The organism is Bacillus sp. JZ109, assembly GCF_053903135.1.
Window position 1 is genome coordinate 4007501 of the sequence record NZ_CP096388.1, and the last position, 24753, is coordinate 4032253.

Genomic DNA, 24753 nt, shown 5'->3' on the forward strand with positions numbered 1-24753 from the left:
CCTAAAAGGTTACCTCACCGACTTCGGGTGTTACAAACTCTCGTGGTGTGACGGGCGGTGTGTACAAGGCCCGGGAACGTATTCACCGCGGCATGCTGATCCGCGATTACTAGCGATTCCAGCTTCACGCAGTCGAGTTGCAGACTGCGATCCGAACTGAGAACAGATTTGTGGGATTGGCTTAACCTCGCGGTTTCGCTGCCCTTTGTTCTGTCCATTGTAGCACGTGTGTAGCCCAGGTCATAAGGGGCATGATGATTTGACGTCATCCCCACCTTCCTCCGGTTTGTCACCGGCAGTCACCTTAGAGTGCCCAACTGAATGCTGGCAACTAAGATCAAGGGTTGCGCTCGTTGCGGGACTTAACCCAACATCTCACGACACGAGCTGACGACAACCATGCACCACCTGTCACTCTGCCCCCGAAGGGGACGTCCTATCTCTAGGATTGTCAGAGGATGTCAAGACCTGGTAAGGTTCTTCGCGTTGCTTCGAATTAAACCACATGCTCCACCGCTTGTGCGGGCCCCCGTCAATTCCTTTGAGTTTCAGTCTTGCGACCGTACTCCCCAGGCGGAGTGCTTAATGCGTTAGCTGCAGCACTAAGGGGCGGAAACCCCCTAACACTTAGCACTCATCGTTTACGGCGTGGACTACCAGGGTATCTAATCCTGTTCGCTCCCCACGCTTTCGCTCCTCAGCGTCAGTTACAGACCAGAGAGTCGCCTTCGCCACTGGTGTTCCTCCACATCTCTACGCATTTCACCGCTACACGTGGAATTCCACTCTCCTCTTCTGCACTCAAGTTCCCCAGTTTCCAATGACCCTCCCCGGTTGAGCCGGGGGCTTTCACATCAGACTTAAGAAACCGCCTGCGAGCCCTTTACGCCCAATAATTCCGGACAACGCTTGCCACCTACGTATTACCGCGGCTGCTGGCACGTAGTTAGCCGTGGCTTTCTGGTTAGGTACCGTCAAGGTACCGCCCTATTCGAACGGTACTTGTTCTTCCCTAACAACAGAGCTTTACGATCCGAAAACCTTCATCACTCACGCGGCGTTGCTCCGTCAGACTTTCGTCCATTGCGGAAGATTCCCTACTGCTGCCTCCCGTAGGAGTCTGGGCCGTGTCTCAGTCCCAGTGTGGCCGATCACCCTCTCAGGTCGGCTACGCATCGTTGCCTTGGTGAGCCATTACCTCACCAACTAGCTAATGCGCCGCGGGTCCATCTGTAAGTGGTAGCCGAAGCCACCTTTTATGTTTGAACCATGCGGTTCAAACAACCATCCGGTATTAGCCCCGGTTTCCCGGAGTTATCCCAGTCTTACAGGCAGGTTACCCACGTGTTACTCACCCGTCCGCCGCTAACATCAGGGAGCAAGCTCCCATCTGTCCGCTCGACTTGCATGTATTAGGCACGCCGCCAGCGTTCGTCCTGAGCCAGGATCAAACTCTCCGATAAAGTAGTTTGACTGACTACGCACATCGCTGTGCGATTTTTAAAAACTGAATTAACAGGTACGTTTTGTCTTGTTTAGTTTTCAAAGATCATTTTGTTTGTCCGCTTTGTTAAAGCAACTTTATTAGTATACAATGTCACTTCTTCAAAGTCAACAACTTTTTTTAAAAACTTTTGGTGGAGCCTAGCGGGATCGAACCGCTGACCTCCTGCGTGCAAAGCAGGCGCTCTCCCAGCTGAGCTAAGGCCCCATAAAAAATGGTCGGGAAGACAGGATTCGAACCTGCGACCCCATGGTCCCAAACCATGTGCTCTACCAAGCTGAGCTACTTCCCGATTTCCCATCTATTCTATTAAAAGATATGGCGCGCCCGAGAGGAGTCGAACCCCTAACCTTTTGATCCGTAGTCAAACGCTCTATCCAATTGAGCTACGGGCGCAAAACATAATGCCGAGGGCCGGACTTGAACCGGCACGGTAGTCACCTACCGCAGGATTTTAAGTCCTGTGTGTCTGCCAATTCCACCACCCCGGCGTGGATGGTATAGTTGGAGCGGAAGACGGGATTCGAACCCGCGACCCCCACCTTGGCAAGGTGGTGTTCTACCACTGAACTACTTCCGCAGACAGGATGTCCAGTTTTTCTAACTGTTATCCTATATAATGCGGGTGAAGGGACTTGAACCCCCACGTCATAAAGACACTAGATCCTAAGTCTAGCGCGTCTGCCAATTCCGCCACACCCGCGCAAAATGGTGAGCCATGAAGGACTCGAACCTTCGACCCTCTGATTAAAAGTCAGATGCTCTACCAACTGAGCTAATGGCTCTTCTACAAGAGACTTGAGTATTATATCATATAAAAGTGGTGCCGGCAAGAGGACTTGAACCCCCAACCTACTGATTACAAGTCAGTTGCTCTACCAATTGAGCTACACCGGCATAATGGTGGAGGATGACGGGCTCGAACCGCCGACCCTCTGCTTGTAAGGCAGATGCTCTCCCAGCTGAGCTAATCCTCCATAATTGCACTAACGTGCAATTGCTTGGCGGCGTCCTACTCTCACAGGGGGAAACCCCCGACTACCATCGGCGCTGAAGAGCTTAACTTCCGTGTTCGGTATGGGAACGGGTGTGACCTCTTCGCTATCGCCACCAAACAAATTGAGAGTGTTCTCTCAAAACTAGATAACAGGTGTGACATCATTCAAAAATATGGTTAAGTCCTCGATCGATTAGTATCTGTCAGCTCCATGTGTCGCCACACTTCCACCTCAGACCTATCAACCTGATCATCTTTCAGGGATCTTACTTCCTTGCGGAATGGGAAATCTCATCTTGAGGGGGGCTTCATGCTTAGATGCTTTCAGCACTTATCCCGTCCGCACATAGCTACCCAGCGATGCCCTTGGCAGAACAACTGGTACACCAGCGGTGCGTCCATCCCGGTCCTCTCGTACTAAGGACAGCTCCTCTCAAATTTCCTGCGCCCGCGACGGATAGGGACCGAACTGTCTCACGACGTTCTGAACCCAGCTCGCGTACCGCTTTAATGGGCGAACAGCCCAACCCTTGGGACCGACTACAGCCCCAGGATGCGATGAGCCGACATCGAGGTGCCAAACCTCCCCGTCGATGTGGACTCTTGGGGGAGATAAGCCTGTTATCCCCGGGGTAGCTTTTATCCGTTGAGCGATGGCCCTTCCATGCGGAACCACCGGATCACTAAGCCCGACTTTCGTCCCTGCTCGACTTGTAGGTCTCGCAGTCAAGCTCCCTTGTGCCTTTACACTCTGCGAATGATTTCCAACCATTCTGAGGGAACCTTTGGGCGCCTCCGTTACCTTTTAGGAGGCGACCGCCCCAGTCAAACTGCCCACCTGACACTGTCTCCCCGCCCGATAAGGGCGGCGGGTTAGAAGGTCAATACAGCCAGGGTAGTATCCCACCGATGCCTCCACCGAAGCTGGCGCTCCGGTTTCCAAGGCTCCTACCTATCCTGTACAAGCTGTACCAACATTCAATATCAGGCTGCAGTAAAGCTCCACGGGGTCTTTCCGTCCTGTCGCGGGTAACCTGCATCTTCACAGGTACTATAATTTCACCGAGTCTCTCGTTGAGACAGTGCCCAGATCGTTGCGCCTTTCGTGCGGGTCGGAACTTACCCGACAAGGAATTTCGCTACCTTAGGACCGTTATAGTTACGGCCGCCGTTTACTGGGGCTTCAATTCGCACCTTCGCTTACGCTAAGCGCTCCTCTTAACCTTCCAGCACCGGGCAGGCGTCAGCCCCTATACTTCGCCTTACGGCTTCGCAGAGACCTGTGTTTTTGCTAAACAGTCGCCTGGGCCTATTCACTGCGGCTCTCTCGGGCTTGCACCCTAACAGAGCACCCCTTCTCCCGAAGTTACGGGGTCATTTTGCCGAGTTCCTTAACGAGAGTTCTCTCGATCACCTTAGGATTCTCTCCTCGCCTACCTGTGTCGGTTTGCGGTACGGGCACCTCTCACCTCGCTAGAGGCTTTTCTTGGCAGTGTGGAATCAGGAACTTCGCTACTATATTTCGCTCGCCATCACAGCTCAGCCTTATGGGAAACGGATTTGCCTATTTCCCAGCCTAACTGCTTGGACGCGGATATCCAATACCGCGCTTACCCTATCCTCCTGCGTCCCCCCATTGCTCAAATGGTGAGGAGGTGGTACAGGAATATCAACCTGTTGTCCATCGCCTACGCCTTTCGGCCTCGGCTTAGGTCCCGACTAACCCTGAGCGGACGAGCCTTCCTCAGGAAACCTTAGGCATTCGGTGGAGGGGATTCTCACCCCTCTTTCGCTACTCATACCGGCATTCTCACTTCTAAGCGCTCCACCAGTCCTTCCGGTCTGGCTTCACAGCCCTTAGAACGCTCTCCTACCACTGTTCGAAGAACAGTCCGCAGCTTCGGTGATACGTTTAGCCCCGGTACATTTTCGGCGCAGAGTCACTCGACCAGTGAGCTATTACGCACTCTTTAAATGGTGGCTGCTTCTAAGCCAACATCCTGGTTGTCTAAGCAACTCCACATCCTTTTCCACTTAACGTATACTTTGGGACCTTAGCTGGCGGTCTGGGCTGTTTCCCTTTCGACTACGGATCTTATCACTCGCAGTCTGACTCCCAAGGATAAGTCATTGGCATTCGGAGTTTGACTGAATTCGGTAACCCGGTAGGGGCCCCTAGTCCAATCAGTGCTCTACCTCCAAGACTCTTACCTTGAGGCTAGCCCTAAAGCTATTTCGGAGAGAACCAGCTATCTCCAGGTTCGATTGGCATTTCACCCCTACCCACACCTCATCCCCGCACTTTTCAACGTGCGTGGGTTCGGGCCTCCATTCAGTGTTACCTGAACTTCACCCTGGACATGGGTAGATCACCTGGTTTCGGGTCTACGACCACGTACTCATGCGCCCTATTCAGACTCGCTTTCGCTGCGGCTCCGCATCTTCTGCTTAACCTTGCACGGGATCGTAACTCGCCGGTTCATTCTACAAAAGGCACGCCATCACCCGTTAACGGGCTCTGACTACTTGTAGGCACACGGTTTCAGGATCTCTTTCACTCCCCTTCCGGGGTGCTTTTCACCTTTCCCTCACGGTACTGGTTCACTATCGGTCACTAGGGAGTATTTAGCCTTGGGAGATGGTCCTCCCGGATTCCGACGGAATTTCACGTGTTCCGCCGTACTCAGGATCCACTCAGGAGAGAACGAAGTTTTGACTACAGGGCTGTTACCTCCTATGGCGGGCCTTTCCAGACCTCTTCATCTACCTCGTTCTTTTGTAACTCCGTATAGAGTGTCCTACAACCCCAAGAGGCAAGCCTCTTGGTTTGGGCTGATCCCGTTTCGCTCGCCGCTACTCAGGGAATCGCATTTGCTTTCTCTTCCTCCGGGTACTTAGATGTTTCAGTTCCCCGGGTCTGCCTTCTCATATCCTATGAATTCAGATATGGATACCACTCCATTACGAGTGGTGGGTTTCCCCATTCGGAAATCTCCGGATCAAAGCTTGCTTACAGCTCCCCGAAGCATATCGGTGTTCGTCCCGTCCTTCATCGGCTCCTAGTGCCAAGGCATCCACCGTGCGCCCTTTCTAACTTAACCGTTAAAAAGAATCACTATGTGATATCTTGTATTACTAATTGAATGTGATGTCTACTGTTATCTAGTTTTCAAAGAACACGTTTCGAAGGAATGATCCTTCAAAACTAAACAAGACAGGGAACGTTCTGTTTATAAGACCCAAGGTCTTATATTCCGTATAATATCCTTAGAAAGGAGGTGATCCAGCCGCACCTTCCGATACGGCTACCTTGTTACGACTTCACCCCAATCATCTGTCCCACCTTCGGCGGCTGGCTCCTAAAAGGTTACCTCACCGACTTCGGGTGTTACAAACTCTCGTGGTGTGACGGGCGGTGTGTACAAGGCCCGGGAACGTATTCACCGCGGCATGCTGATCCGCGATTACTAGCGATTCCAGCTTCACGCAGTCGAGTTGCAGACTGCGATCCGAACTGAGAACAGATTTGTGGGATTGGCTTAACCTCGCGGTTTCGCTGCCCTTTGTTCTGTCCATTGTAGCACGTGTGTAGCCCAGGTCATAAGGGGCATGATGATTTGACGTCATCCCCACCTTCCTCCGGTTTGTCACCGGCAGTCACCTTAGAGTGCCCAACTGAATGCTGGCAACTAAGATCAAGGGTTGCGCTCGTTGCGGGACTTAACCCAACATCTCACGACACGAGCTGACGACAACCATGCACCACCTGTCACTCTGCCCCCGAAGGGGACGTCCTATCTCTAGGATTGTCAGAGGATGTCAAGACCTGGTAAGGTTCTTCGCGTTGCTTCGAATTAAACCACATGCTCCACCGCTTGTGCGGGCCCCCGTCAATTCCTTTGAGTTTCAGTCTTGCGACCGTACTCCCCAGGCGGAGTGCTTAATGCGTTAGCTGCAGCACTAAGGGGCGGAAACCCCCTAACACTTAGCACTCATCGTTTACGGCGTGGACTACCAGGGTATCTAATCCTGTTCGCTCCCCACGCTTTCGCTCCTCAGCGTCAGTTACAGACCAGAGAGTCGCCTTCGCCACTGGTGTTCCTCCACATCTCTACGCATTTCACCGCTACACGTGGAATTCCACTCTCCTCTTCTGCACTCAAGTTCCCCAGTTTCCAATGACCCTCCCCGGTTGAGCCGGGGGCTTTCACATCAGACTTAAGAAACCGCCTGCGAGCCCTTTACGCCCAATAATTCCGGACAACGCTTGCCACCTACGTATTACCGCGGCTGCTGGCACGTAGTTAGCCGTGGCTTTCTGGTTAGGTACCGTCAAGGTACCGCCCTATTCGAACGGTACTTGTTCTTCCCTAACAACAGAGCTTTACGATCCGAAAACCTTCATCACTCACGCGGCGTTGCTCCGTCAGACTTTCGTCCATTGCGGAAGATTCCCTACTGCTGCCTCCCGTAGGAGTCTGGGCCGTGTCTCAGTCCCAGTGTGGCCGATCACCCTCTCAGGTCGGCTACGCATCGTTGCCTTGGTGAGCCATTACCTCACCAACTAGCTAATGCGCCGCGGGTCCATCTGTAAGTGGTAGCCGAAGCCACCTTTTATGTTTGAACCATGCGGTTCAAACAACCATCCGGTATTAGCCCCGGTTTCCCGGAGTTATCCCAGTCTTACAGGCAGGTTACCCACGTGTTACTCACCCGTCCGCCGCTAACATCAGGGAGCAAGCTCCCATCTGTCCGCTCGACTTGCATGTATTAGGCACGCCGCCAGCGTTCGTCCTGAGCCAGGATCAAACTCTCCGATAAAGTAGTTTGACTGACTACGCACATCGCTGTGCGATTTTTAAAAACTGAATTAACAGGTACGTTTTGTCTTGTTTAGTTTTCAAAGATCATTTTGTTCACTTCGTTCAAGCGACTTTATTATTATAACTCGTTGACTCAGTGAAGTCAATAACTTTTTTTGAATTTCTTTTTTTCGTTATCGCCTTGTTTAGCGGCAACGAATAATAATATACCACCTAGTAAATAATAGTGCAATAGTTTTTTTGAAGAAATACTAAGGAATTTAAAAAGAGCGGCATCCTTTCCCTATGGAGGATACCGCTCTTCTTTATTAGCGTTGTCTCATTTGCGGGAATAACAGCACATCGCGAATAGAAGGGGCATTCGTCAGCAACATAACCAGACGGTCGATACCGATGCCTAAACCTCCTGTTGGCGGCATACCGTATTCCAGAGCTTCAACAAAGTCTTCATCCATTAAATGAGCTTCATCATTACCGGCTTCACGCTCTTTTAATTGCGCTTCAAAGCGTTCTCTTTGATCAATAGGATCATTCAGCTCTGTAAACGCGTTGGCATGTTCACGGCCAACGATAAACAGCTCAAAACGGTCTGTAAAACGCGGGTCCTCAGGGTTTTTCTTAGCAAGAGGAGAAATTTCTACAGGATGCCCGTAAATAAACGTTGGCTGAATAAGCGTTTCTTCAATTTTTTGCTCGAAGAATTCGTTGATGATATGGCCTACTGTCATAGAATCTTTAATTTCTACACCATGTTCTTTTGCATATTCACGCGCCTGTTCAACAGTAACCTCTTCCCAGAAATCAACGCCGGTCGCTTCTTTGACTGCGTCAACCATATGGATTCTTTTCCACTCCGGTTTAAGGTCGATTTGCTCTTCCCCGTATTGAATCGTAGTTGTGCCAAGCACTTCTTGGGCGATATGAGCGACAAGGTTTTCAGTTAAGCTCATGATATCTTTATAGTCCGCATATGCTTCATATAACTCAATCATTGTAAATTCAGGGTTATGGCGTGTAGAGACACCTTCGTTACGGAAAACACGGCCGATTTCATATACTTTTTCTAAACCGCCGACAATTAGACGTTTTAGGTGCAGTTCGATAGCAATACGCATATAGAGTGGAATGTCTAACGCGTTGTGGTGAGTGATAAACGGACGCGCAGAAGCTCCCCCAGGAATGCTGTGCATTGTAGGTGTTTCTACTTCTAAGTATCCATGATCATCAAGGTATCTTCTCATAGCTTGAATGATCTTGCTTCGTGTAATGAACGTATGTTTGCTGTCTGGGTTTACGATAAGATCCAGGTAGCGCTGACGGTAGCGCTGCTCAACGTCTTTTAAACCATGGTATTTGTCAGGAAGCGGGCGAAGCGCTTTTGTCAGCAATTCAAAGGAAGTTGCTTTAACAGACAATTCGCCTACATTTGTTTTGAAGACTTTTCCGGTTACACCGATAAGATCACCAAGGTCAGAAGACTTGAAGATTTCATATTGGTCGTCACCGACACTGTCTTTTCTTACGTAAATTTGGATTTGACCTTCTAAATCCTGAAGATGGGCAAAGCCAGCTTTTCCTTTGCCGCGTTTTGTCATCATGCGGCCTGCGATTGTAACTTCAATCGCTTTTTCTTCTAACTCTTCTTTGGTTAGATCTTGATATGCCGAAATAACTTCTTGAGACTGATGAGTTCTTTCAAAACGTGCGCCGAATGGATCGATGCCGTTATCTCTCAGCTGATTCATTTTATCGCGTCTGACTTGCAGCTGATCATTCAATTCTTCATGGTTATGCTCTTCTTGACTCATTGTTATCACTCCATTACAGATATTGTTTCATGAAAAAAGCAGAAAAACTGCCAGCGTAAAACTAGCAGTGAGCAGCAAATAGAGGTGAGTATTATCCTACTTTTGCATTTTGAAGCTCTTTTGCCTCAACTTCAACCGTAAATGCATCTAAAAGCTGTACAAACTCTTCTCTCGTCTCGCAATGATTGATTTCATTACGAACGTTCGCATTGCCTTTCACGCCTTTCAGATACCATGCAGCGTGCTTTCTCATTTCTCTTACCGCTACGTTTTCACCTTTTAAGTCAATCAGGCGGTCAAGATGCAGTTTGCATACGGCCATTTTTTCGCGTACTTGCGGCTCTTCTTTTAATTCACCTGTTTCAAGATACTGAACCGTACGGTAAATCATCCACGGGTTGCCCAATGCAGCGCGTCCGATCATGACCCCGTCTACTCCTGTCTCATCGAGCATACGCTTAGCATCCTGCGGTGTCTTAACATCGCCGTTTCCGATAACCGGAATCGATACTGATTGTTTAACTTCTTTGATGATATCCCAGTTTGCCGTTCCTTCGTACATCTGCACTCTCGTACGGCCGTGAAGCGCCACTGCTTTACCGCCCGCACGTTCTACAGCCTGTGCATTTTTCACTGCGAAAATGTGGTCTTCATCCCAGCCCATTCTCATTTTCACTGTAACTGGTTTATTAACAGCATCCACTACTGCAGAAACCATTTCGTAAATCTTATCAGGGTCGAGAAGCCATTTGGCTCCCGCATCGCATTTTGTAATCTTCGGCACGGGACATCCCATGTTAATATCAATGATATCAGCAGTTGTGTTTTGGTCTACAAACTTCGCCGCTTCCACAAGGGTTTCCTTTTTTCCTCCGAAAATTTGAAGGCTCAGTGGTTTCTCGCGTTCATCAATATAAAGCATACCCATTGTTCTTGCATTGTTGTAAAGGATCGCTTTGTCACTGACCATTTCAGCGCATACCAATCCGGCTCCGAATTCCTTTACAGTCAATCTGAACGCAGAGTTGCAGACACCAGCCATAGGTGCGAGCACAACCCGGTTTTTCAATTGAATATCTCCGATTTTGAACAATTTTTCTCCTCCTTTCATTTGTTCTATTTTTCTGGCGGCGCCAATTCGTCCGCACTTATATTTAAAACATCAGCTGCATCTTGAATGATGGCAGCTGACGGCAATCGGTTTCCGCGTTCAATTTCGCCGAGAATAGAAACTGATATACCTAATGCTTTTGCAAAACCTTCTTGAGTATAACCTTTCAGCTTTCTGAATGCACGAATTCGTCTACCCCAGATTTCTGCTTCCATACTCTTACACCTTCTTGGTCTGTTTCGGCGCTTGTAGCCTCTTTTTCAACCTGCTGGCAAATTTCCGCAAGCGGCGCAAGGACAAACAAACGCTCATACATTCTCGGATGCGGAACAATTAGTTGCTCTGTTTCAATATTTTCACGATTAAATAACAAAATGTCAAGGTCTGCCGTCCGCGGCCCCCATCTTACTTCCCTTGTTCTGCCTAATTCATTTTCTATCTGCTGCGTCAGTTCAAGTAGTTCAAAAGGGTTCAGTGATGTCTTGATTTCAACAGCCATATTCAAAAATTGAGCTTGATCTTCGTATCCGACCGGGTCAGTTTCGTAAATAGACGACACTTTAGTGACTGTCACCGCAGCATGCTGATGCAGTAAAGCCACTGCTTGCCTTAAATACGTTTCTCTATCTCCAATATTAGATCCAAGTGCAATATAAGCTATGTTGTTCATGACTTTTTTCTCGTAATTTCAATTGCTACTGATTTATAGTGTCCGGGAATTGGCGGGTCTGGCTTAATCACTTTCACCGTACATTGCTGAACAGGCTGAAATTTTTCGAGAACAGTGCCAGCAATACGTTCCGCCAGCGTTTCTACCAATTTTACAGGCTCCCCTTCCACGATATCTTTACATACGTGATAGAGCTCAGCATAGTTGATCGTTTGCTCAAGGTCGTCTGTTTGTCCGGCTTTGCTTAAATCCAGCTCAGCGGTTAAATCGACTTTAAACCGCTGGCCAAGTTTGTTTTCTTCTTTGAACACACCGTGATATCCGTAAAACTCCATACCTTCTACATAAACTTTATCCATGGTGCACCCCTCCCTTATTCAGCATCGCGTCCATCATTTTCGCCATTCTGGCAATTTGCTTTACATCATGGACCCTGACAATGTCACAGCCTTTTTGAATGCCGAGACACACAGTCGCGCCTGTGCCCTCAGCCCGCTCCTCAGGCGGAAGATCCAGAACACGTCCGATGAATCTTTTTCGGGAGGTTGCCAGAAGAACCGGATATCCCAATCCGCTGAAAATCTCTAGTTTGTTCATCACTGCCAAGTTATCGTGATAGGTTTTCGCGAAACCGATACCGGGATCAAGAATAATGTTCTTCTCGTCTACTCCGGCCTCAACAGCAATTTTTACACTCTCCATTAAGTCCGACAGCATATCCGGCAATAAGTCATTGTAGTTTCTTTCAGGGCGGTTATGCATGAGAACAATTGGAACATTATGATCAGCTGCAACGGAAGCCATCTTCGGATCATGTTTGGCTCCCCAAATATCATTGATAATGGATGCACCGGCTTTCACTGCTTCATCTGCGACAGAAGCCTTGTACGTGTCTACAGAAATAGGAACACCAAGCTCTTTCGTAATCCGCTCAATCACCGGAATGACTCTGGACATCTCCTCATCCTCAGATACGCACTCAGCACCAGGCCTTGTCGATTCCCCTCCGATATCAATGATATGGGCACCATCATTGATCATCTCTTCCGCGTGGAGCAGCGCCTTGTCCAAGCTGTCATATTTTCCGCCGTCCGAGAAAGAGTCTGGCGTTACGTTTAAAATTCCCATCACCAGCGTCTTCTCTTTATATGATAAAGCGCTGGGCTTGGTGTGGATTACTTGTGTTTGATCTATTGTGTGCTGCGCCATGCTCTTCCTCCCTTTTCATGAATCATGTTCTTTATTTCTTTTTTGTACAACAATTGAAGAGCGGAGGTTGCTTCTCCGCTTTGGCTTCCATAGTTTACTTCTTCTATTTTAGTAAACGGGATGATTTCAAGAACCGAGTTCGTCATCCACGCTTCGTCAGCTGTCAAGAGAGCTTCTAACTCATATCGGCCCGTTTTGAGCTCCAGGCCGATATTCTTTGCATTTTCTATGATAAAACGTCTCGTGACGCCGTCCAGAATACCGGTATCAAGCGATGGCGTATAGATACAACGACCTTTTCTCCAAAAGACATTAGATATGATACCCTCTGCAACAGCTCCATCCTCCGTTAAGAAAATTCCCTCGACACGCGGATCATTTCCAATTTCCCGTTTCGCATACATATTATTTAGATAATGATGAGATTTTAACCGGAACGATCCCTCAGGAGTGTTTCTCCGTATCGATAAAACCTTCCCTTCTTTTTGCAAAGGAAGGCTTTCTGGTTTCAGCTGATTCACAAAGCATAAAACGGTCGGCTTATCGTACGTCTGGGCGAGAAAGCCTTTATCGCTGATCCCCGCTGATATGTTCAGTCTGACGCGGGCATTGCCATCCTTGATATCATTTAGCATAAGCAGCTTGTCCAGCATCTCAAGGATCTCATGCTTTGAAACAGTATATTCGATTTGCAAATCCTTAAGTGCGCGTTCAAGCCTTTCTATATGCCAATCAAGCAAAAACGGGCAGCCTTCGTAGAGCCTGAAGGTTTCGAAAACACCGATCCCATATAAAAAACCATGGTCAAAAGGAGAAAGAACTGCATCTTTCTCCTCCATATACCGGCCGTTCACATATATCATCACGCAATAACTTCCTTGCGATATGTCTCAATAAAATTTCTGAGCATTTCTTTCCCAAAGGAGGTCATTATAGACTCTGGGTGAAATTGCACGCCCTCTATCGGGAGGTCATTGTGGCGAATAGCCATGATTTCTCCTTCTTTCGTTTGTGCTGTTACTGTAAAACAGCTTGGCAGCGTCTCAGGTTTTACGATCAGCGAGTGGTATCGCGTCGCAACAAGGGGGTTTTTCAACCCTTCAAAAATGGTCTTGCCGTCATGCTCGATATCCGAGGTTTTCCCGTGCATAAGCCGTTCTGCCCTAACAACGTCGCCACCGAACACTTGTGCGATGGACTGATGTCCGAGACATACACCGAAAATAGGAATTTTCCCTGCGAAATGTTTAATTGCTTCGAGGCTGATTCCCGCCTCATCAGGGCTGCAAGGTCCGGGAGATATCATCAGAAAGTCCGGAGACAGTTCTTCAATTTCTTCGATTGTGATGCTGTCATTGCGTCTCACAACCAGCTCTTCCCCAAGCTCGCCCAAATACTGTACCAAGTTGTACGTGAATGAATCGTAGTTATCAATCATTAAAATCATTTCTCCGCTCACCTCATCTAATTTTTGTCTCTTCTTTGCTCAGCTCTAATGCTCTTTGCATCGCAAAAGCTTTTTTGAATGATTCCTTGTATTCGTGCTTCGGAACAGAATCAATCACAACTCCTGCGCCGGACTGCATAAATGCCTGCCCTCCGGTTGCATAAATGGTTCGAATAACGATATTAAACTGCAGATCGTGATTATATCCAAACCATCCTATAGATCCAGTATAAAGCCCTCGGCGTGTCGGCTCAAGTTCTTCTATAATTTCCATCGTTCTTACTTTCGGTGCACCAGTAATGGTTCCTCCGGGAAACACAGCATGAATAATATCTACAGCGTCATACCCATCCTGCAGTTCACCTTGGACATTAGACACAATGTGCATCACATGCGAGTATTTTTCAATTGCCATGAATTCATTTACGCGCACAGACCCGTAACGTGATACTCTTCCCAGATCATTTCGCTCAAGATCAACCAGCATGACATGTTCCGCGCGTTCTTTTTCATTGTGTATCAATTCGTTTGCAAGCGCCTCGTCTTCTTCATTTGTTTTCCCCCTGGAACGGGTGCCCGCAATCGGTCTCGTCTCTAATAGCTTGCCCTTTTTGCTGACAAGCAGTTCAGGCGATCCGCAAATGATTTGGAAATCAGGTGTTTCTAAATACGCCATATAAGGAGAAGGATTTACTTCTCTCAAGGTTTTGTAAATTTGATATGGGTGGGCAGACAGTGACTGTGACTGCCTTATTGATAGATTGACTTGAAACACATCTCCGCTTGCAATGTATTGTTTAATTTTCTCTACAGCTTGTGAGAACCCATCCTCGGTAAATGGCGCCGCGAAGGAACCATCTGTTTCAGGCTTCATCTCTCGCGAAGAGACAGCGGGAAGCTCAGTCAGCCACATCTGCTCTAACTCAGATAGCTTCACATCCGCTGTTTCCTGATCAGAACCATTAACATGAGTAATCAGCCATAGAGACTCTTCTTGATGGTCATAAACTGCTATATCATCAAAAACAAGAAAATAAATATCTGGTGTTTCTAGATCATCTAATGAGAGCATTTTAAAATTTTCAATGTACCGTGCGTAATCATAGCTGAGAAACCCGATTGCCCCGCCTTGAAAGTCAGGGAACTCATGATTCGTTTCTGTTTCCAGCGTTTTAAACCAGCTGTGGAAGGCCCGTAATGGATCACCTTCTTTAAACAGCATCTCATCACCATGCTTAATTGTAGTTATTCCGTCTTTTCCTTTCACAGTCGCAATTGGATCAAGACCGGCTATACTATATCTGCCGCCTCTTGCACTTTCAAGAAGTACATGATGTTTCCGGGATTGCGCAAGTTTCTCAAATTGTTGTAAGAATGAGTCTTTTTGAAAAGGTACTTTTTTGCCTGCCGGTCTGCGTTGTGCCATTTGTATCATTCCTCTATTTTCTTTTTTACTTGTTTTTAATTGTAAAGCAATGTTGTTAGTGAAAAAAGTGAATTTCTCTTCCAAGAATAACATTCGTCGCAGACATGGCATATTTGATGCACGAAATATAAAAAAACTCCCGGCGGACCGGGAGTTTTGGCTTTTTTTAATCGAATTGATACAGCGGCGTGCTTAGATAACGTTCGCCATTACTTGGAATGATGGCCAATACTTTTTTGCCTTTTCCGAGTTTTTTTGCTACTTGAAGAGCAGCATAAATTGCCGCACCTGATGATATGCCTCCGAGAATTCCTTCTTCACGTGCAGCTCTGCGGGCATATTCGAATGCTTCTTCATTCTTCACAGGGAAGATTTCATCATATACTTCAGTGTTTAAGATGTCCGGCACGAATCCAGCTCCGATTCCCTGAATTTTGTGGGGGCCTGGTTTTCCTCCTGAAAGCACTGGGGAATCTGACGGTTCAACAGCGTAAATCTTGATGGAAGGGTATGCTTCCTTCAGCACTTCACCCGCTCCCGTAATCGTTCCGCCCGTTCCGATTCCGGCTACAAATGCATCAAGCTGGTCATCACCGAATTGCTCAACGATTTCTTTACCAGTTGTTTGGCGGTGAATTTCTGGGTTAGAAGGGTTGTTAAACTGCTGCGGCACAAAGTATCCGTGCTTTTCAGCAAGCTCTTCAGCTTTCTTAATGGCACCTTTCATGCCTTCCGCACCAGGAGTCAGCACAAGTTCAGCACCGTATGCGCGAAGAAGGTTGCGGCGCTCCATGCTCATTGTATCAGGCATAACCAAAATGGCTTTTAATCCTTTAGCAGCAGCAACCATTGCAAGCCCGATTCCAGTATTTCCGCTTGTCGGTTCAATGATTGTATCACCGGCTTTTAATTTTCCTTCTTTTTCAGCAGCTTCAATCATGGCCAAACCGATACGATCTTTTACACTGCTTCCAGGGTTCATGTATTCAAGTTTTAGATATACATCCGCACTGTTTTCATCTGCAAGGCGATTTAATTTAACGATTGGCGTATTCCCAATTAATTCAGTAATGGAGTTTGCTACACGTACCATTCTCGACACCTCAATTTCCGACTATTTGTATTGGTATTATGTATATAATCTATCAATTTCAAAATTTTTTGTCAATCACTTAGTACTTTTTTCCCCATAAAACCAAGATACATCGGCTTCTTTCCAAAGTGTCTTAACTGTCGCTTTATCACCTAGCTGATCCATTGCGATTTGCCGTCTGATCTGGCCCTTTACTTCATCAAATGAGAACGTTCTTGCCTTTAGTTTTTCTTTCAGCTGGATAATGGCATATCCGTTGCTGATCTTTATTGGTTCCTGAGACCATTCATCCTCTTTGAGTGTTTTCGCCTCTTCAATGTATGCTGATGGAATGTTGTCTGATGCCTCTGTGACAAAACCTAAATCTCCGCCGTATGGTGATGTATATCTGTCAGTGGATCTTTCGGCAGCGACAGCTTCAAAGCTTGATCCGCCCTTCAGTTCTTTCAGGACTTCTCTCGCTTCTTCTTCATCTTTTACAACAATATGCCGAATTCGATACGAATCATCAAACTGATATAGTTCCTTATTTTTATGATAGAATGATTCCAATTCTTTGTTTGAGATATCGATATCCCTTGTTAACAATTCCTCAAGGAGGATATTATAACGAATTTGGTCTTTCCACTCTTTCTCCGTCGTATGTTCATCTTCGTAAAAGGAATTATTGACCGCTTTAATCAGCAAAAACTCACGATCAACTTCGCTTTTGGATATTTTAAGGTTGTTTTTTTTAGCCAGCTGCTCAACAACTCGGACATTGATCATATCTTCAAGCGTTGACTTACCATACTGATCTTCCATTTCTTTCAGCCATTCTTCTCTTGTCACACTCTTGCCCCCGATAGTCGCAATAGACTCACCGGATGACGATGCGCCGGCTTGGGATTTCGTCAGCGTATATGCAACAGCAATACAGCAAACCAACAGCGCCCCTAAAATAATGGTCCAGATTGTTCTTGATTTCAAACCTGCTTTCAGCCCCTTTTCTCAAATTAAAAACCCGCTAAAGAGCTTAGCGGGTAGTTTGGTCACGAAGCCCTTCCAGCTCTTCTTTTGTAAATAAGTACTTTTCATTACAAAAATGGCATACTGCTTCGGCTTGTCCATCTTCTTCTATCATATCTTGAATTTCTTTTTTGCCTAGTCCTAAAATGGCTGTTTCGAACCGTTCTTTTGAACAAGCGCAATGGAATCTGACAGGCATCGTTTCCAAAATCTCAGGTTTCTCGCCTAGGACTTCTTCTAAAATTTCTTCTGGTGTCAGCCCTTTTTGGATGAGCTTAGAAATCGGCTCTACTTGAGATAGACGCTGTTCAATTTTTGTGATTGTTTCATCATCTGTTCCCGGCATCAGCTGAATAATAAAGCCCCCTGCCGCAAGAATGGTATTGTCAGGATTCACGAGCACACCTACGCCCACTGATGAAGGAACCTGCTCAGATGATACAAGATAGTAAGTGAAATCATCGCCTAATTCTCCTGAAACGATTTCTACTTGTCCTGTGAAGAACTCGCGCAAACCTAAATCTTTTACGACACTTAACGTTCCGTTTGTTCCAACCGCACGTCTGACATCAAGCTTGCCTTGTTCATTTAAATCAAAATGAACTTGCGGGTTAGAGACATAGGCTCTGACTTCTCCTTTGGCATTGGCATCAGCTACAATAGCTCCGATCGGACCTCCGCCCTCGATTTTCACAGTCAGCTTATCATCGCCCTTCAGCATAGCGCCGAGCATAAGTGAAGCTGTCATTGTGCGGCCCAATGCAGCGGATGCTGTCGGCCACGTACCATGGCGTCTCTGCCCCTCATTTACCATATCAGTCGTTCTCGCTGCATAAGCCCGAACTTTTCCGTCATACGCAAGTGCTTTTACTAAATAATCCATTACTAAACCTCCTATACACTTCCTACGCGGTTTCTTTCATAAATCAATTCCAGCCCTTTTAGGGTTAAGAATGGATCAACGATGTCTATACAATCTGATTCGTTCGCAATAAGCGGCGCCAGGCCTCCTGTCGCAATGACCTTTGGTTCCTGTTTTGCCTGCCATTTCATTCGCTTAACGATTCCTTCCACTTGGCCGACATAGCCAAATAAAATCCCAGATTGCATCGCGCTAACAGTGTTTTTTCCGATAATATTGTCGGGCCGGGTGATTTCGATACGCGGAAGCTTTGCTGCACGCGAGTAAAGCGCCTCTGTCGAAATTGTAATCCCAGGGGCAATCGCCCCGCCCATGTATTGTTTGTTTTCATCAATATAGCAGTACGTTGTGGCGGTTCCGAAATCGACAACAATTAATGGATTGCCGTATAAGTGTATCGCAGCGACAGCATTTACGATTCTGTCTGCCCCCACTTCTTTCGGATTGTCATATTTTATATTTAAACCGGTTTTCATACCTGGACCAACAATTTGCGGCTCGATATGAAAGTATTTTGTGCACATTCTTTCTAACGCAAACATGATTGGCGGCACTACTGACGAAATAATAATGCCATCTATCTGTTCAAACATAAGCCCTGAGTGATCAAATAAGGAGCGCAAAATCATCCCAAACTCATCTTCTGTTTTATGCCTGCTTGTTTCTATACGCCAGTGATATTCTAATTTTCCATCATGATATACACCAAGTACAGTATTGGTGTTCCCCACATCGATAACCAGTAACAACCTCTATCACCACTTTTGAATAGTTTCTCTACTTTACTTTTTACAAACATTCTACAATACCATACACGATCAGCGGCTCATTTGTAAACAAATCGATACCAGAATTGGATGATTGTAAAAGCCGCACCTGAGCACATCATTTACATAAAAAAACTGCCAGCGTCAGCCGGCAGTTTTTTTAGAAAGAAAGCGAATTACTCTTTCGTATCGTCTTTCTTTTCTTCTGTTTTTGTCAGAATGTTTACTTTCACATCATCGTTCTTTTCATCATCTGAGAAATTACGCTCAGGTAATGTTCCATGATCGATAAGGTGTTTGATTTGTTCAGCGTCAAGCGTTTCAACTTTCAGAAGCGTTTGGGCAATCAATTCAAGCTTGTCACGATTTTCAGTCAGGATTTGTTTCGCACGCTCATAACATTCTTTGATGATGCGCTGAATTTCCTGATCAATTTCATAAGCGATTTGATCACTGTAGTTCTGTTCATTGTTGAAATCACGGCCTAAGAATACCTGACCGCCCTGAGACTGTCCAAATTGCAACGGTCCCAGTTTTTCTGACATACCGAATTCCGTAACCATTCGTCTTGCAATATTCGTCGCACGCTGGAAGTCATTGTGCGCCCCTGTGCTGACTTCACCGAAGATAATCTCTTCAGCAACACGTCCGCCCAAGAGGCCGACAATTTTATCAAGCAGCTCCGGCTTTGTTTGGAAATAACGGTCTTCTCTTGGCAGCATAACAGCATAACCGCCAGCCTGGCCCCGAGGAACAATCGTTACTTTATGAACCATATCTGCCTCATCTAAAACGAGACCGATAACGGTGTGTCCGCCTTCGTGATAAGCCACGATATTGCGTTCTTTCTTGGAGATAACGCGGCTCTTCTTAGCGGGTCCGGCAATTACACGGTCCGTCGCTTCGTCAATATCACGCGCATCGATTTTTTTCTTGTTTTGACGAGCCGCTACAAGCGCAGCTTCATTCAAGAGGTTTTCTAAGTCAGCGCCCGAGAAGCCTGGTGTTCTCATGGCAATTGATTTTAGGTTAACCGTTTCATCCAGCGGTTTGTTTCTCGCATGGACTTTCAATACAGCTTCACGGCCAATGACATCTGGACGGTCCACTGTAATTTGACGGTCAAAACGTCCCGGACGAAGTAAGGCTGGGTCCAAGATGTCCGCACGGTTCGTCGCAGCAATGATGATAATTCCTTCATTAGCGCTGAATCCGTCCATTTCAACAAGCAATTGGTTTAGCGTCTGTTCACGTTCATCGTGTCCACCGCCGAGACCAGCGCCACGCTGGCGTCCGACTGCGTCAATTTCATCAATGAAGATCAAACAAGGCGCATTCTTTTTCGCATTTTCAAACAAGTCACGCACACGGGAAGCACCGACCCCTACAAACATTTCAACGAAATCAGATCCGCTGATGCTGAAGAAAGGTACGCCGGCTTCTCCTGCACAAGCCTTGGCAAGCAATGTTTTACCGGTACCCGGAGGTCCGACTAAAAGCACGCCTTTCGGTATTCTGGCGCCGAGCTCGGCAAACTTGCGGGGATCTTTCAGAAACTCAACAACTTCAACAAGTTCTTGCTTTTCTTCGTCAGCCCCTGCAACGTCTTTAAATTTGACGCGTTTCTTTTCCTCTGTATACAGCTTCGCTTTACTCTTGCCAAAGTTCATGACACGGCTGCCGCCGCCTTGAGCCTGATTGAGCAGGAAGAAAAACAGAATAAAGATAATGACAAATGGGATGATGGTCGTCAGGAACGTCACCCATCCGCTTGTTTCTTGCGCGGGCTCAACCTTTACGTCTGTCTTTTTCAAAGCGTTAAATATCTGGTCTGCTCCCTTTCCTTCAGGAACATGAGTCAAAAAGTATTGATCTTTGTCGTAGTTTTTCAGCTGCCCTTTTACCTCATAAACACCTCTGACAGGCTGAACCGATACGCTATCAACTTTCCCGTCATCCAGGTTTTTGATGAACGTACTGTACGACATATTTTCTGTTTTCGGATTTGAGGTCTGGAAGTAGCTCACAACCCCGATTACTACTAATAAAATAAGTAAATAAAAAATGGTATTACGGAAGACCCGATTCATTCCTTACCTCCTCCCACAGTAAGCACAACTATGTTCAATAGTACCATAGAAAATCATTCCAATACAAACAATAACCATCTCGGAAGCAGGCTGCCGATCAGCTTTCATAAACTGCCGGTTTTAACACTCCGATATAAGGCAGATTGCGATAGCGCTCAGCATAATCAAGTCCGTAACCCACTACAAACGCGTCAGGAACTTCAAAACCGACAAAGTCTGCTTTGATGTCCGCTTTTCTTCCGCTCGGTTTATCCAAAAGGGTAACAATCTTAATTGATTTTGCTTTACGGTATCGGAAGAGCTCTACGAGATAACTTAAGGTTAACCCACTGTCGATGATATCTTCAATAATTAAGATGTCCCGGCCCTCTACAGATGTATCCAAATCTTTAATGATTTTTACTTCTCCAGAAGAAACCGTAGAATTTCCGTAGCTTGATACATCCATGAAATCCATTTCCAAATATGTATCAATATGCTTGATAAGATCCGCCATAAAAGGAAGTGCTCCTTTTAACACACCGATTGCCAACGGAAATGTATCTTGATACTCGCTCGTTAATTCTGCACCTAACTCTTTTACTTTCTTTTGTATCTCTTCCTCTGAGATCAGTACTTTCTCGATATCATGTTTCATCATGATTTTGCTTGCCCCCTACACTTTTCATGCTGTCTATATTGTAATACAATGCGGTCGCTGTTTGGAATCACAAGATCTTCAAAAATTGATTTTTTCAAGCCAGGTATCCAGATAATTTCACCGCTTGCGTCCGTCACAATCGGCCAGTTGTCTCTTTCTTGGAGAGGCAGTTTCTTATCAATAAATATATCCTTTACCTTTTTTGAGCCGTTCATCCCTTTTAGTTTGATCCGGTCTCCAGCTTTTCTCGTCCGGATTGTTAAGGGAAACCGCACCTTTTTTTCACTTGTGATAAAAACAGCATTCCCATGTTCTTCAGGCGAGTCCGCATAATACTTTGCCTCTATCAGATATCCATTAGGGAGTACTGCCGTTTCATCAGCAGCTCCGCTAATTTGGTATTCAAAGGGAACATTTTTGCACTGCCATTGTTCAAATGTAAACAAACATGTCTGATATGATTTGACCACCTTCAGTCCTTTCGGAAAGTCCAGTACTCCTGAAGGACTGCCATTTTCCGCCCAATCGAGAAACTGCTGAATGTGATGGGCTGAAAAGGATGATGGAACGTTTTCATAAAGATAGTTTAATATTAGTTGAACTCCTCTTCTTTGTAAAGGCATCGGGAGGGCAAGCAATTGAGAGGAATTGATTTCAACTGATGTATTAGACTGGCTTGTGATTACTTTATTCATTTCATCTTTCGTTAATGACTGTAAGAATTGCTCATCTTCCGTCAGTGCTTCACTCACTTTCTGAAACCTTTTATGCACATCCGGAGATTCCTGCTTCAAAAACGGGAGCACTGTTTTTCTGAATCTGTTTCTTGTGTAGTCATCTTTGGCGTTGCTTTCATCCGTCCGGTAGCTCAAGCCGTTTTCACGGCAATAGTGAAGGATCTCTTCCTTTGTAATGGGTAAGAACGGCCTGATGATCCGCCCCGTCCCAAAACGTCTAATCGGCTGCATTCCCGCAAGTCCCGTTCCAAGCGTACCCTTAGCCAGTTTCATAAGCATTGTTTCAACCTGGTCATCACCATGATGCGCAAGAGCCAGATAGTCCGCTTGGTGCTTCGACATGATTTCCTCAAAAAACTGGTAGCGGCAATCGCGTGCTGCAGCCTGCTTATTGAGTCCTTTTTCCTGTGCATATGCGGTTACATTGATTTGAGCCGTTTCGCACACGAGCTGTTCAGCTTTACAATAAGCTTGGACAAAACGCATGTCCTCCTCGGATTCCGCACCTCTGAACCGATGGTCAACGTGAGCTGCAATAACATTCGCTGAACGGCCGCATAACGTATGCAACGCGTGAAGAAGAGCCATTGAGTCCGGACCGCCGGAAACGCCTACAATGATTGTCGCCCCTTTTAACGTAAGATTGTGTTTGTTTAAAAAATCTTTGACACTTTTCACAATGTCCTCCTCACAATGAGCAGGTATTTTAAAGATATTCATATCCTAACACTTTCAACCCCTCCAAGCAAAGAAGAAGCATAGGCTCTGCAGTTTGCGCCATTCAGATTAAGAAAAAGATAATATAGGCGAAATAAAGCGCTAAAACACTGATCACGATAAGCGTTGTTTCAAATAACCCCCCCGACTTAGCCGGTTTCTGTTTTGGGGTATATCGCGTCTTCGTTATTTTTCCTTGGCGCGGTATTTGCTGTCTTTGTCGTGTGGCAGGCTGCGGTGATGCTTTTATAGGCTGTTTTCTTTGTGATGCTTTTTGCCCCGCGTCTAGCATATCCTTTTTCATTTCATCTGCGGATTGATAATCTCCGTTCAAGGCTGAAAAAAGTGCTTTTTTATACTTTTGAAGCAGCGGGTTTCCTTCGATGAGAGACCTAAGCTGTTCTTTGGGCTGGTTCGTTTTCTTAAATTCTTTTTTATGCACACTGTTGATCATAATCATGGCAACTGCGAACAGATCATAGGATGGCTCTGCCTTTCTTGTTCCATACCCCCAATAGCCTCTGTCATAAAACTCCGTATACTCTTTTATCGCCCGGCCTTCCTTTGTCGTGCCGCCCACATCAATGCAGCGGATCCTTGCGGGCGGACCAGTTACGATCAGATTATCAGGTTTAAGATCGCCGAATATCCATCCTTGCTGGTGAAGCACCGATAAGCTGGATAACAGCTGAATCATTAATACAGGTATCCACTCTGCTCCTTTATCACTGACATACTTCAAAAGCAGCGGCCCTTTTATGTATTCCATTGCATAAAATGAAACTTTCGTATTGGCACTGGGAATATAGGCATCATCCGTATCAAAAAAAGAAGGCCCCATCGTAACGGACTGGGCCTTTGAGAAAGATTTCAAGACATTCACTTCAGAAGTAATAGACAGGCTGTCATCACTCACCTTTAAGGCAACATGTCCATCTGATGTTTCTGCCAAATACACAATTCCATTGGCCCCTTTACCAAGCTGTTTACGCAATGTATAAGTGTTTCCATTCCACTTGCCTTTGATTGTCGTACCCGGCTTGAGGCTACATGCCAAACTCGTCAAAGCGTCGTTCATCATCTGCCAGCATGCCCCTTCTTGAGCGTATTTTTTCAAACTGCAGTGTCGCTTCACGAATCGCCGGACCTGTCGGCGTGATGCCGCCTGTCGAAAGCTTTGCAAAGAGTGTGGAAAGAGATTGCAGCTTCGGTGTCCAGTTCAGCACAAGCTCGACCTCTTGTTTTTTCCCGGGAAATATACACATCGCAAATTCGTTATTCCCGATTCGGGAATTGAGGCTTACAGACAAATCAATCAGCGCCTCTTTTACTGTTGGAAGCTTTGGCGCCATACTTGCACTTGTATCAACAAGAACCAAAACCTGAAGATGCACCGTTTCTCCAAGCTCGTCTACCACTTCCATGACTTCGCCGCGTTTTTCCGGAGAAAGCTCTTCCATTTCCACATTCTTTCCGAGAATCTGTTTCAGTTCTTGATTGACTACACCTTGTAAGGTTTGCGTCATCGCTTTTTTTGTTACCATTTGAACAGTTTGTGAAAGCTGAGATGCATAAACGACTTGGTGCACGCCTCCTCCGGCAAGTGCAATCCCTTCGACTTCCTTCATTGCCTCAGGGTCAATTTGATTTTCTTCCATTATACCAATGACATTTACCGTAATCCCCTGCTCTTTAGCAAAAGCAGCCATTGCAAGCGGGTCTTCCCCATGGTTTGAGCAGCCATCCGTTATCAGCAAAATTTGATTTAAATGTCCGTTGTTCAC

General features: G+C 46.3%; 18 protein-coding genes, 9 tRNA genes and 4 rRNA genes (1 of these 31 running past the window's edge). All 31 read right to left on the reverse strand.

The window, feature by feature from the left end; all coding sequences use genetic code 11:
* A 16S ribosomal RNA gene (locus M1D94_RS21120) occupies positions 1 to 1463 on the reverse strand; it reaches 87 nt to the left of the window's first position.
* Positions 1464 to 1635: 172 nt separating this feature from the next.
* Positions 1636 to 1711, reverse strand: a tRNA-Ala gene (locus M1D94_RS21125).
* Positions 1712 to 1719: 8 nt separating this feature from the next.
* Positions 1720 to 1796, reverse strand: a tRNA-Pro gene (locus M1D94_RS21130).
* 27 nt (positions 1797 to 1823) lie between these two features.
* Positions 1824 to 1900: transfer RNA gene (locus tag M1D94_RS21135), tRNA-Arg, on the reverse strand.
* Between the two features lie 9 nt (positions 1901 to 1909).
* A tRNA-Leu gene (locus tag M1D94_RS21140) sits at positions 1910 to 1995 on the reverse strand.
* Between the two features lie 14 nt (positions 1996 to 2009).
* Positions 2010 to 2084 (reverse strand) — tRNA-Gly (locus M1D94_RS21145).
* A gap of 40 nt (positions 2085 to 2124) precedes the next feature.
* Positions 2125 to 2207, reverse strand: a tRNA-Leu gene (locus M1D94_RS21150).
* A gap of 6 nt (positions 2208 to 2213) precedes the next feature.
* Positions 2214 to 2289: transfer RNA gene (locus M1D94_RS21155), tRNA-Lys, on the reverse strand.
* 36 nt (positions 2290 to 2325) lie between these two features.
* Positions 2326 to 2401 (reverse strand) — tRNA-Thr (locus M1D94_RS21160).
* A gap of 4 nt (positions 2402 to 2405) precedes the next feature.
* Positions 2406 to 2481, reverse strand: a tRNA-Val gene (locus M1D94_RS21165).
* Between the two features lie 22 nt (positions 2482 to 2503).
* A 5S ribosomal RNA gene (gene rrf, locus M1D94_RS21170) occupies positions 2504 to 2619 on the reverse strand.
* Between the two features lie 55 nt (positions 2620 to 2674).
* A 23S ribosomal RNA gene (locus tag M1D94_RS21175) occupies positions 2675 to 5602 on the reverse strand.
* 170 nt (positions 5603 to 5772) lie between these two features.
* Positions 5773 to 7322: ribosomal RNA gene (locus M1D94_RS21180) — 16S ribosomal RNA — on the reverse strand.
* Together the 16S, 23S and 5S rRNA genes with 9 tRNA genes alongside form the textbook arrangement of a ribosomal RNA operon.
* Positions 7323 to 7632: 310 nt before the next feature.
* On the reverse strand, positions 7633 to 9132 hold the full coding sequence (lysS, locus tag M1D94_RS21185; protein WP_003226674.1) for a lysine--tRNA ligase: 1500 nt from the start codon (positions 9130 to 9132) through the stop codon (positions 7633 to 7635).
* 91 nt (positions 9133 to 9223) lie between these two features.
* A complete protein-coding gene (gene dusB, locus M1D94_RS21190) occupies positions 9224 to 10225 on the reverse strand; it encodes a tRNA dihydrouridine synthase DusB (protein WP_014475588.1) in 1002 nt (333 codons plus the stop codon).
* Between the two features lie 23 nt (positions 10226 to 10248).
* Positions 10249 to 10458 carry a helix-turn-helix domain-containing protein gene (locus M1D94_RS21195; RefSeq protein ID WP_003226678.1) on the reverse strand — a complete coding sequence of 70 codons (210 nt, stop codon included), beginning with the start codon at positions 10456 to 10458 and terminating at the stop codon, positions 10249 to 10251.
* Positions 10410 to 10913, reverse strand: coding sequence for a 2-amino-4-hydroxy-6-hydroxymethyldihydropteridine diphosphokinase (gene folK, locus M1D94_RS21200; RefSeq protein ID WP_003242690.1), 504 nt, complete (start codon positions 10911 to 10913; stop codon positions 10410 to 10412). The genes M1D94_RS21195 and folK overlap by 49 nt, the downstream gene beginning before the upstream one ends.
* The gene (folB, locus tag M1D94_RS21205; RefSeq protein ID WP_014478613.1) at positions 10910 to 11272 is read right to left on the reverse strand and encodes a dihydroneopterin aldolase; all 363 of its coding nucleotides are present in this window, start codon (positions 11270 to 11272) and stop codon (positions 10910 to 10912) included. Before folB ends, folK begins: the two co-directional genes overlap by 4 nt.
* Positions 11265 to 12122 (reverse strand): dihydropteroate synthase, encoded by an 858-nt coding sequence (folP, locus tag M1D94_RS21210; protein WP_072173761.1) that lies wholly within the window; start codon positions 12120 to 12122, stop codon positions 11265 to 11267. The genes folB and folP overlap by 8 nt, the downstream gene beginning before the upstream one ends.
* On the reverse strand, positions 12104 to 12985 hold the full coding sequence (gene pabC, locus M1D94_RS21215; protein ID WP_072173762.1) for an aminodeoxychorismate lyase: 882 nt from the start codon (positions 12983 to 12985) through the stop codon (positions 12104 to 12106). Before pabC ends, folP begins: the two co-directional genes overlap by 19 nt.
* Positions 12985 to 13569, reverse strand: a complete 585-nt coding sequence (gene pabA / locus M1D94_RS21220) for an aminodeoxychorismate/anthranilate synthase component II (protein WP_017696363.1) — start codon at positions 13567 to 13569, stop codon at positions 12985 to 12987. Before pabA ends, pabC begins: the two co-directional genes overlap by 1 nt.
* Before the next feature lie 13 nt (positions 13570 to 13582).
* A complete protein-coding gene (locus tag M1D94_RS21225) occupies positions 13583 to 14995 on the reverse strand; it encodes an anthranilate synthase component I family protein (protein ID WP_015482698.1) in 1413 nt (470 codons plus the stop codon).
* Positions 14996 to 15161: 166 nt separating this feature from the next.
* Complete coding sequence (gene cysK, locus M1D94_RS21230; RefSeq protein ID WP_003218399.1) at positions 15162 to 16088, reverse strand: cysteine synthase A; 927 nt, start codon at positions 16086 to 16088, stop codon at positions 15162 to 15164.
* 75 nt (positions 16089 to 16163) lie between these two features.
* On the reverse strand, positions 16164 to 17057 hold the full coding sequence (locus M1D94_RS21235) for a peptidyl-prolyl cis-trans isomerase (protein ID WP_077671684.1): 894 nt from the start codon (positions 17055 to 17057) through the stop codon (positions 16164 to 16166).
* A 46-nt stretch (positions 17058 to 17103) separates the two neighbouring features.
* Positions 17104 to 17979 (reverse strand): redox-regulated molecular chaperone HslO, encoded by an 876-nt coding sequence (gene hslO / locus M1D94_RS21240; protein ID WP_038827649.1) that lies wholly within the window; start codon positions 17977 to 17979, stop codon positions 17104 to 17106.
* Between the two features lie 11 nt (positions 17980 to 17990).
* On the reverse strand, positions 17991 to 18767 hold the full coding sequence (locus tag M1D94_RS21245) for a type III pantothenate kinase (protein WP_010886388.1): 777 nt from the start codon (positions 18765 to 18767) through the stop codon (positions 17991 to 17993).
* A 194-nt stretch (positions 18768 to 18961) separates the two neighbouring features.
* Positions 18962 to 20875, reverse strand: coding sequence for an ATP-dependent zinc metalloprotease FtsH (gene ftsH, locus M1D94_RS21250; protein ID WP_003243881.1), 1914 nt, complete (start codon positions 20873 to 20875; stop codon positions 18962 to 18964).
* Between the two features lie 97 nt (positions 20876 to 20972).
* Positions 20973 to 21515: a hypoxanthine phosphoribosyltransferase gene (hpt, locus tag M1D94_RS21255; protein WP_003226700.1), complete on the reverse strand. Its 543-nt coding sequence runs from the start codon at positions 21513 to 21515 to the stop codon at positions 20973 to 20975.
* Positions 21512 to 22930 (reverse strand): tRNA lysidine(34) synthetase TilS, encoded by a 1419-nt coding sequence (tilS, locus tag M1D94_RS21260; RefSeq protein ID WP_141950069.1) that lies wholly within the window; start codon positions 22928 to 22930, stop codon positions 21512 to 21514. Before tilS ends, hpt begins: the two co-directional genes overlap by 4 nt.
* A 103-nt stretch (positions 22931 to 23033) precedes the next feature.
* Positions 23034 to 24050: a protein kinase domain-containing protein gene (gene prkT, locus M1D94_RS21265; RefSeq protein WP_213419825.1), complete on the reverse strand. Its 1017-nt coding sequence runs from the start codon at positions 24048 to 24050 to the stop codon at positions 23034 to 23036.
* Positions 24016 to 24753 carry a vWA domain-containing protein gene (locus M1D94_RS21270; protein WP_003243782.1) on the reverse strand — a complete coding sequence of 246 codons (738 nt, stop codon included), beginning with the start codon at positions 24751 to 24753 and terminating at the stop codon, positions 24016 to 24018. The genes prkT and M1D94_RS21270 overlap by 35 nt, the downstream gene beginning before the upstream one ends.

Bases quoted from the DNA above. Each gene is read 5' to 3' on its own strand.
- pabC (WP_072173762.1), bottom strand. From the start codon at position 12,985: ATGATATATGTGAACGGCCGGTATATGGAGGAGAAAGATGCAGTTCTT.
- M1D94_RS21225 (WP_015482698.1), bottom strand. From the start codon at position 14,995: ATGGCACAACGCAGACCGGCAGGCAAAAAAGTACCTTTTCAAAAAGAC.
- hslO (WP_038827649.1), bottom strand. From the start codon at position 17,979: ATGGATTATTTAGTAAAAGCACTTGCGTATGACGGAAAAGTTCGGGCT.
- pabA (WP_017696363.1), bottom strand. From the start codon at position 13,569: ATGATTTTAATGATTGATAACTACGATTCATTCACGTACAACTTGGTA.
- folP (WP_072173761.1), bottom strand. From the start codon at position 12,122: ATGGCGCAGCACACAATAGATCAAACACAAGTAATCCACACCAAGCCC.
- M1D94_RS21195 (WP_003226678.1), bottom strand. From the start codon at position 10,458: ATGGAAGCAGAAATCTGGGGTAGACGAATTCGTGCATTCAGAAAGCTG.
- ftsH (WP_003243881.1), bottom strand. From the start codon at position 20,875: ATGAATCGGGTCTTCCGTAATACCATTTTTTATTTACTTATTTTATTA.
- folB (WP_014478613.1), bottom strand. From the start codon at position 11,272: ATGGATAAAGTTTATGTAGAAGGTATGGAGTTTTACGGATATCACGGT.
- prkT (WP_213419825.1), bottom strand. From the start codon at position 24,050: ATGATGAACGACGCTTTGACGAGTTTGGCATGTAGCCTCAAGCCGGGT.
- lysS (WP_003226674.1), bottom strand. From the start codon at position 9,132: ATGAGTCAAGAAGAGCATAACCATGAAGAATTGAATGATCAGCTGCAA.
- cysK (WP_003218399.1), bottom strand. From the start codon at position 16,088: ATGGTACGTGTAGCAAACTCCATTACTGAATTAATTGGGAATACGCCA.
- hpt (WP_003226700.1), bottom strand. From the start codon at position 21,515: ATGATGAAACATGATATCGAGAAAGTACTGATCTCAGAGGAAGAGATA.
- folK (WP_003242690.1), bottom strand. From the start codon at position 10,913: ATGAACAACATAGCTTATATTGCACTTGGATCTAATATTGGAGATAGA.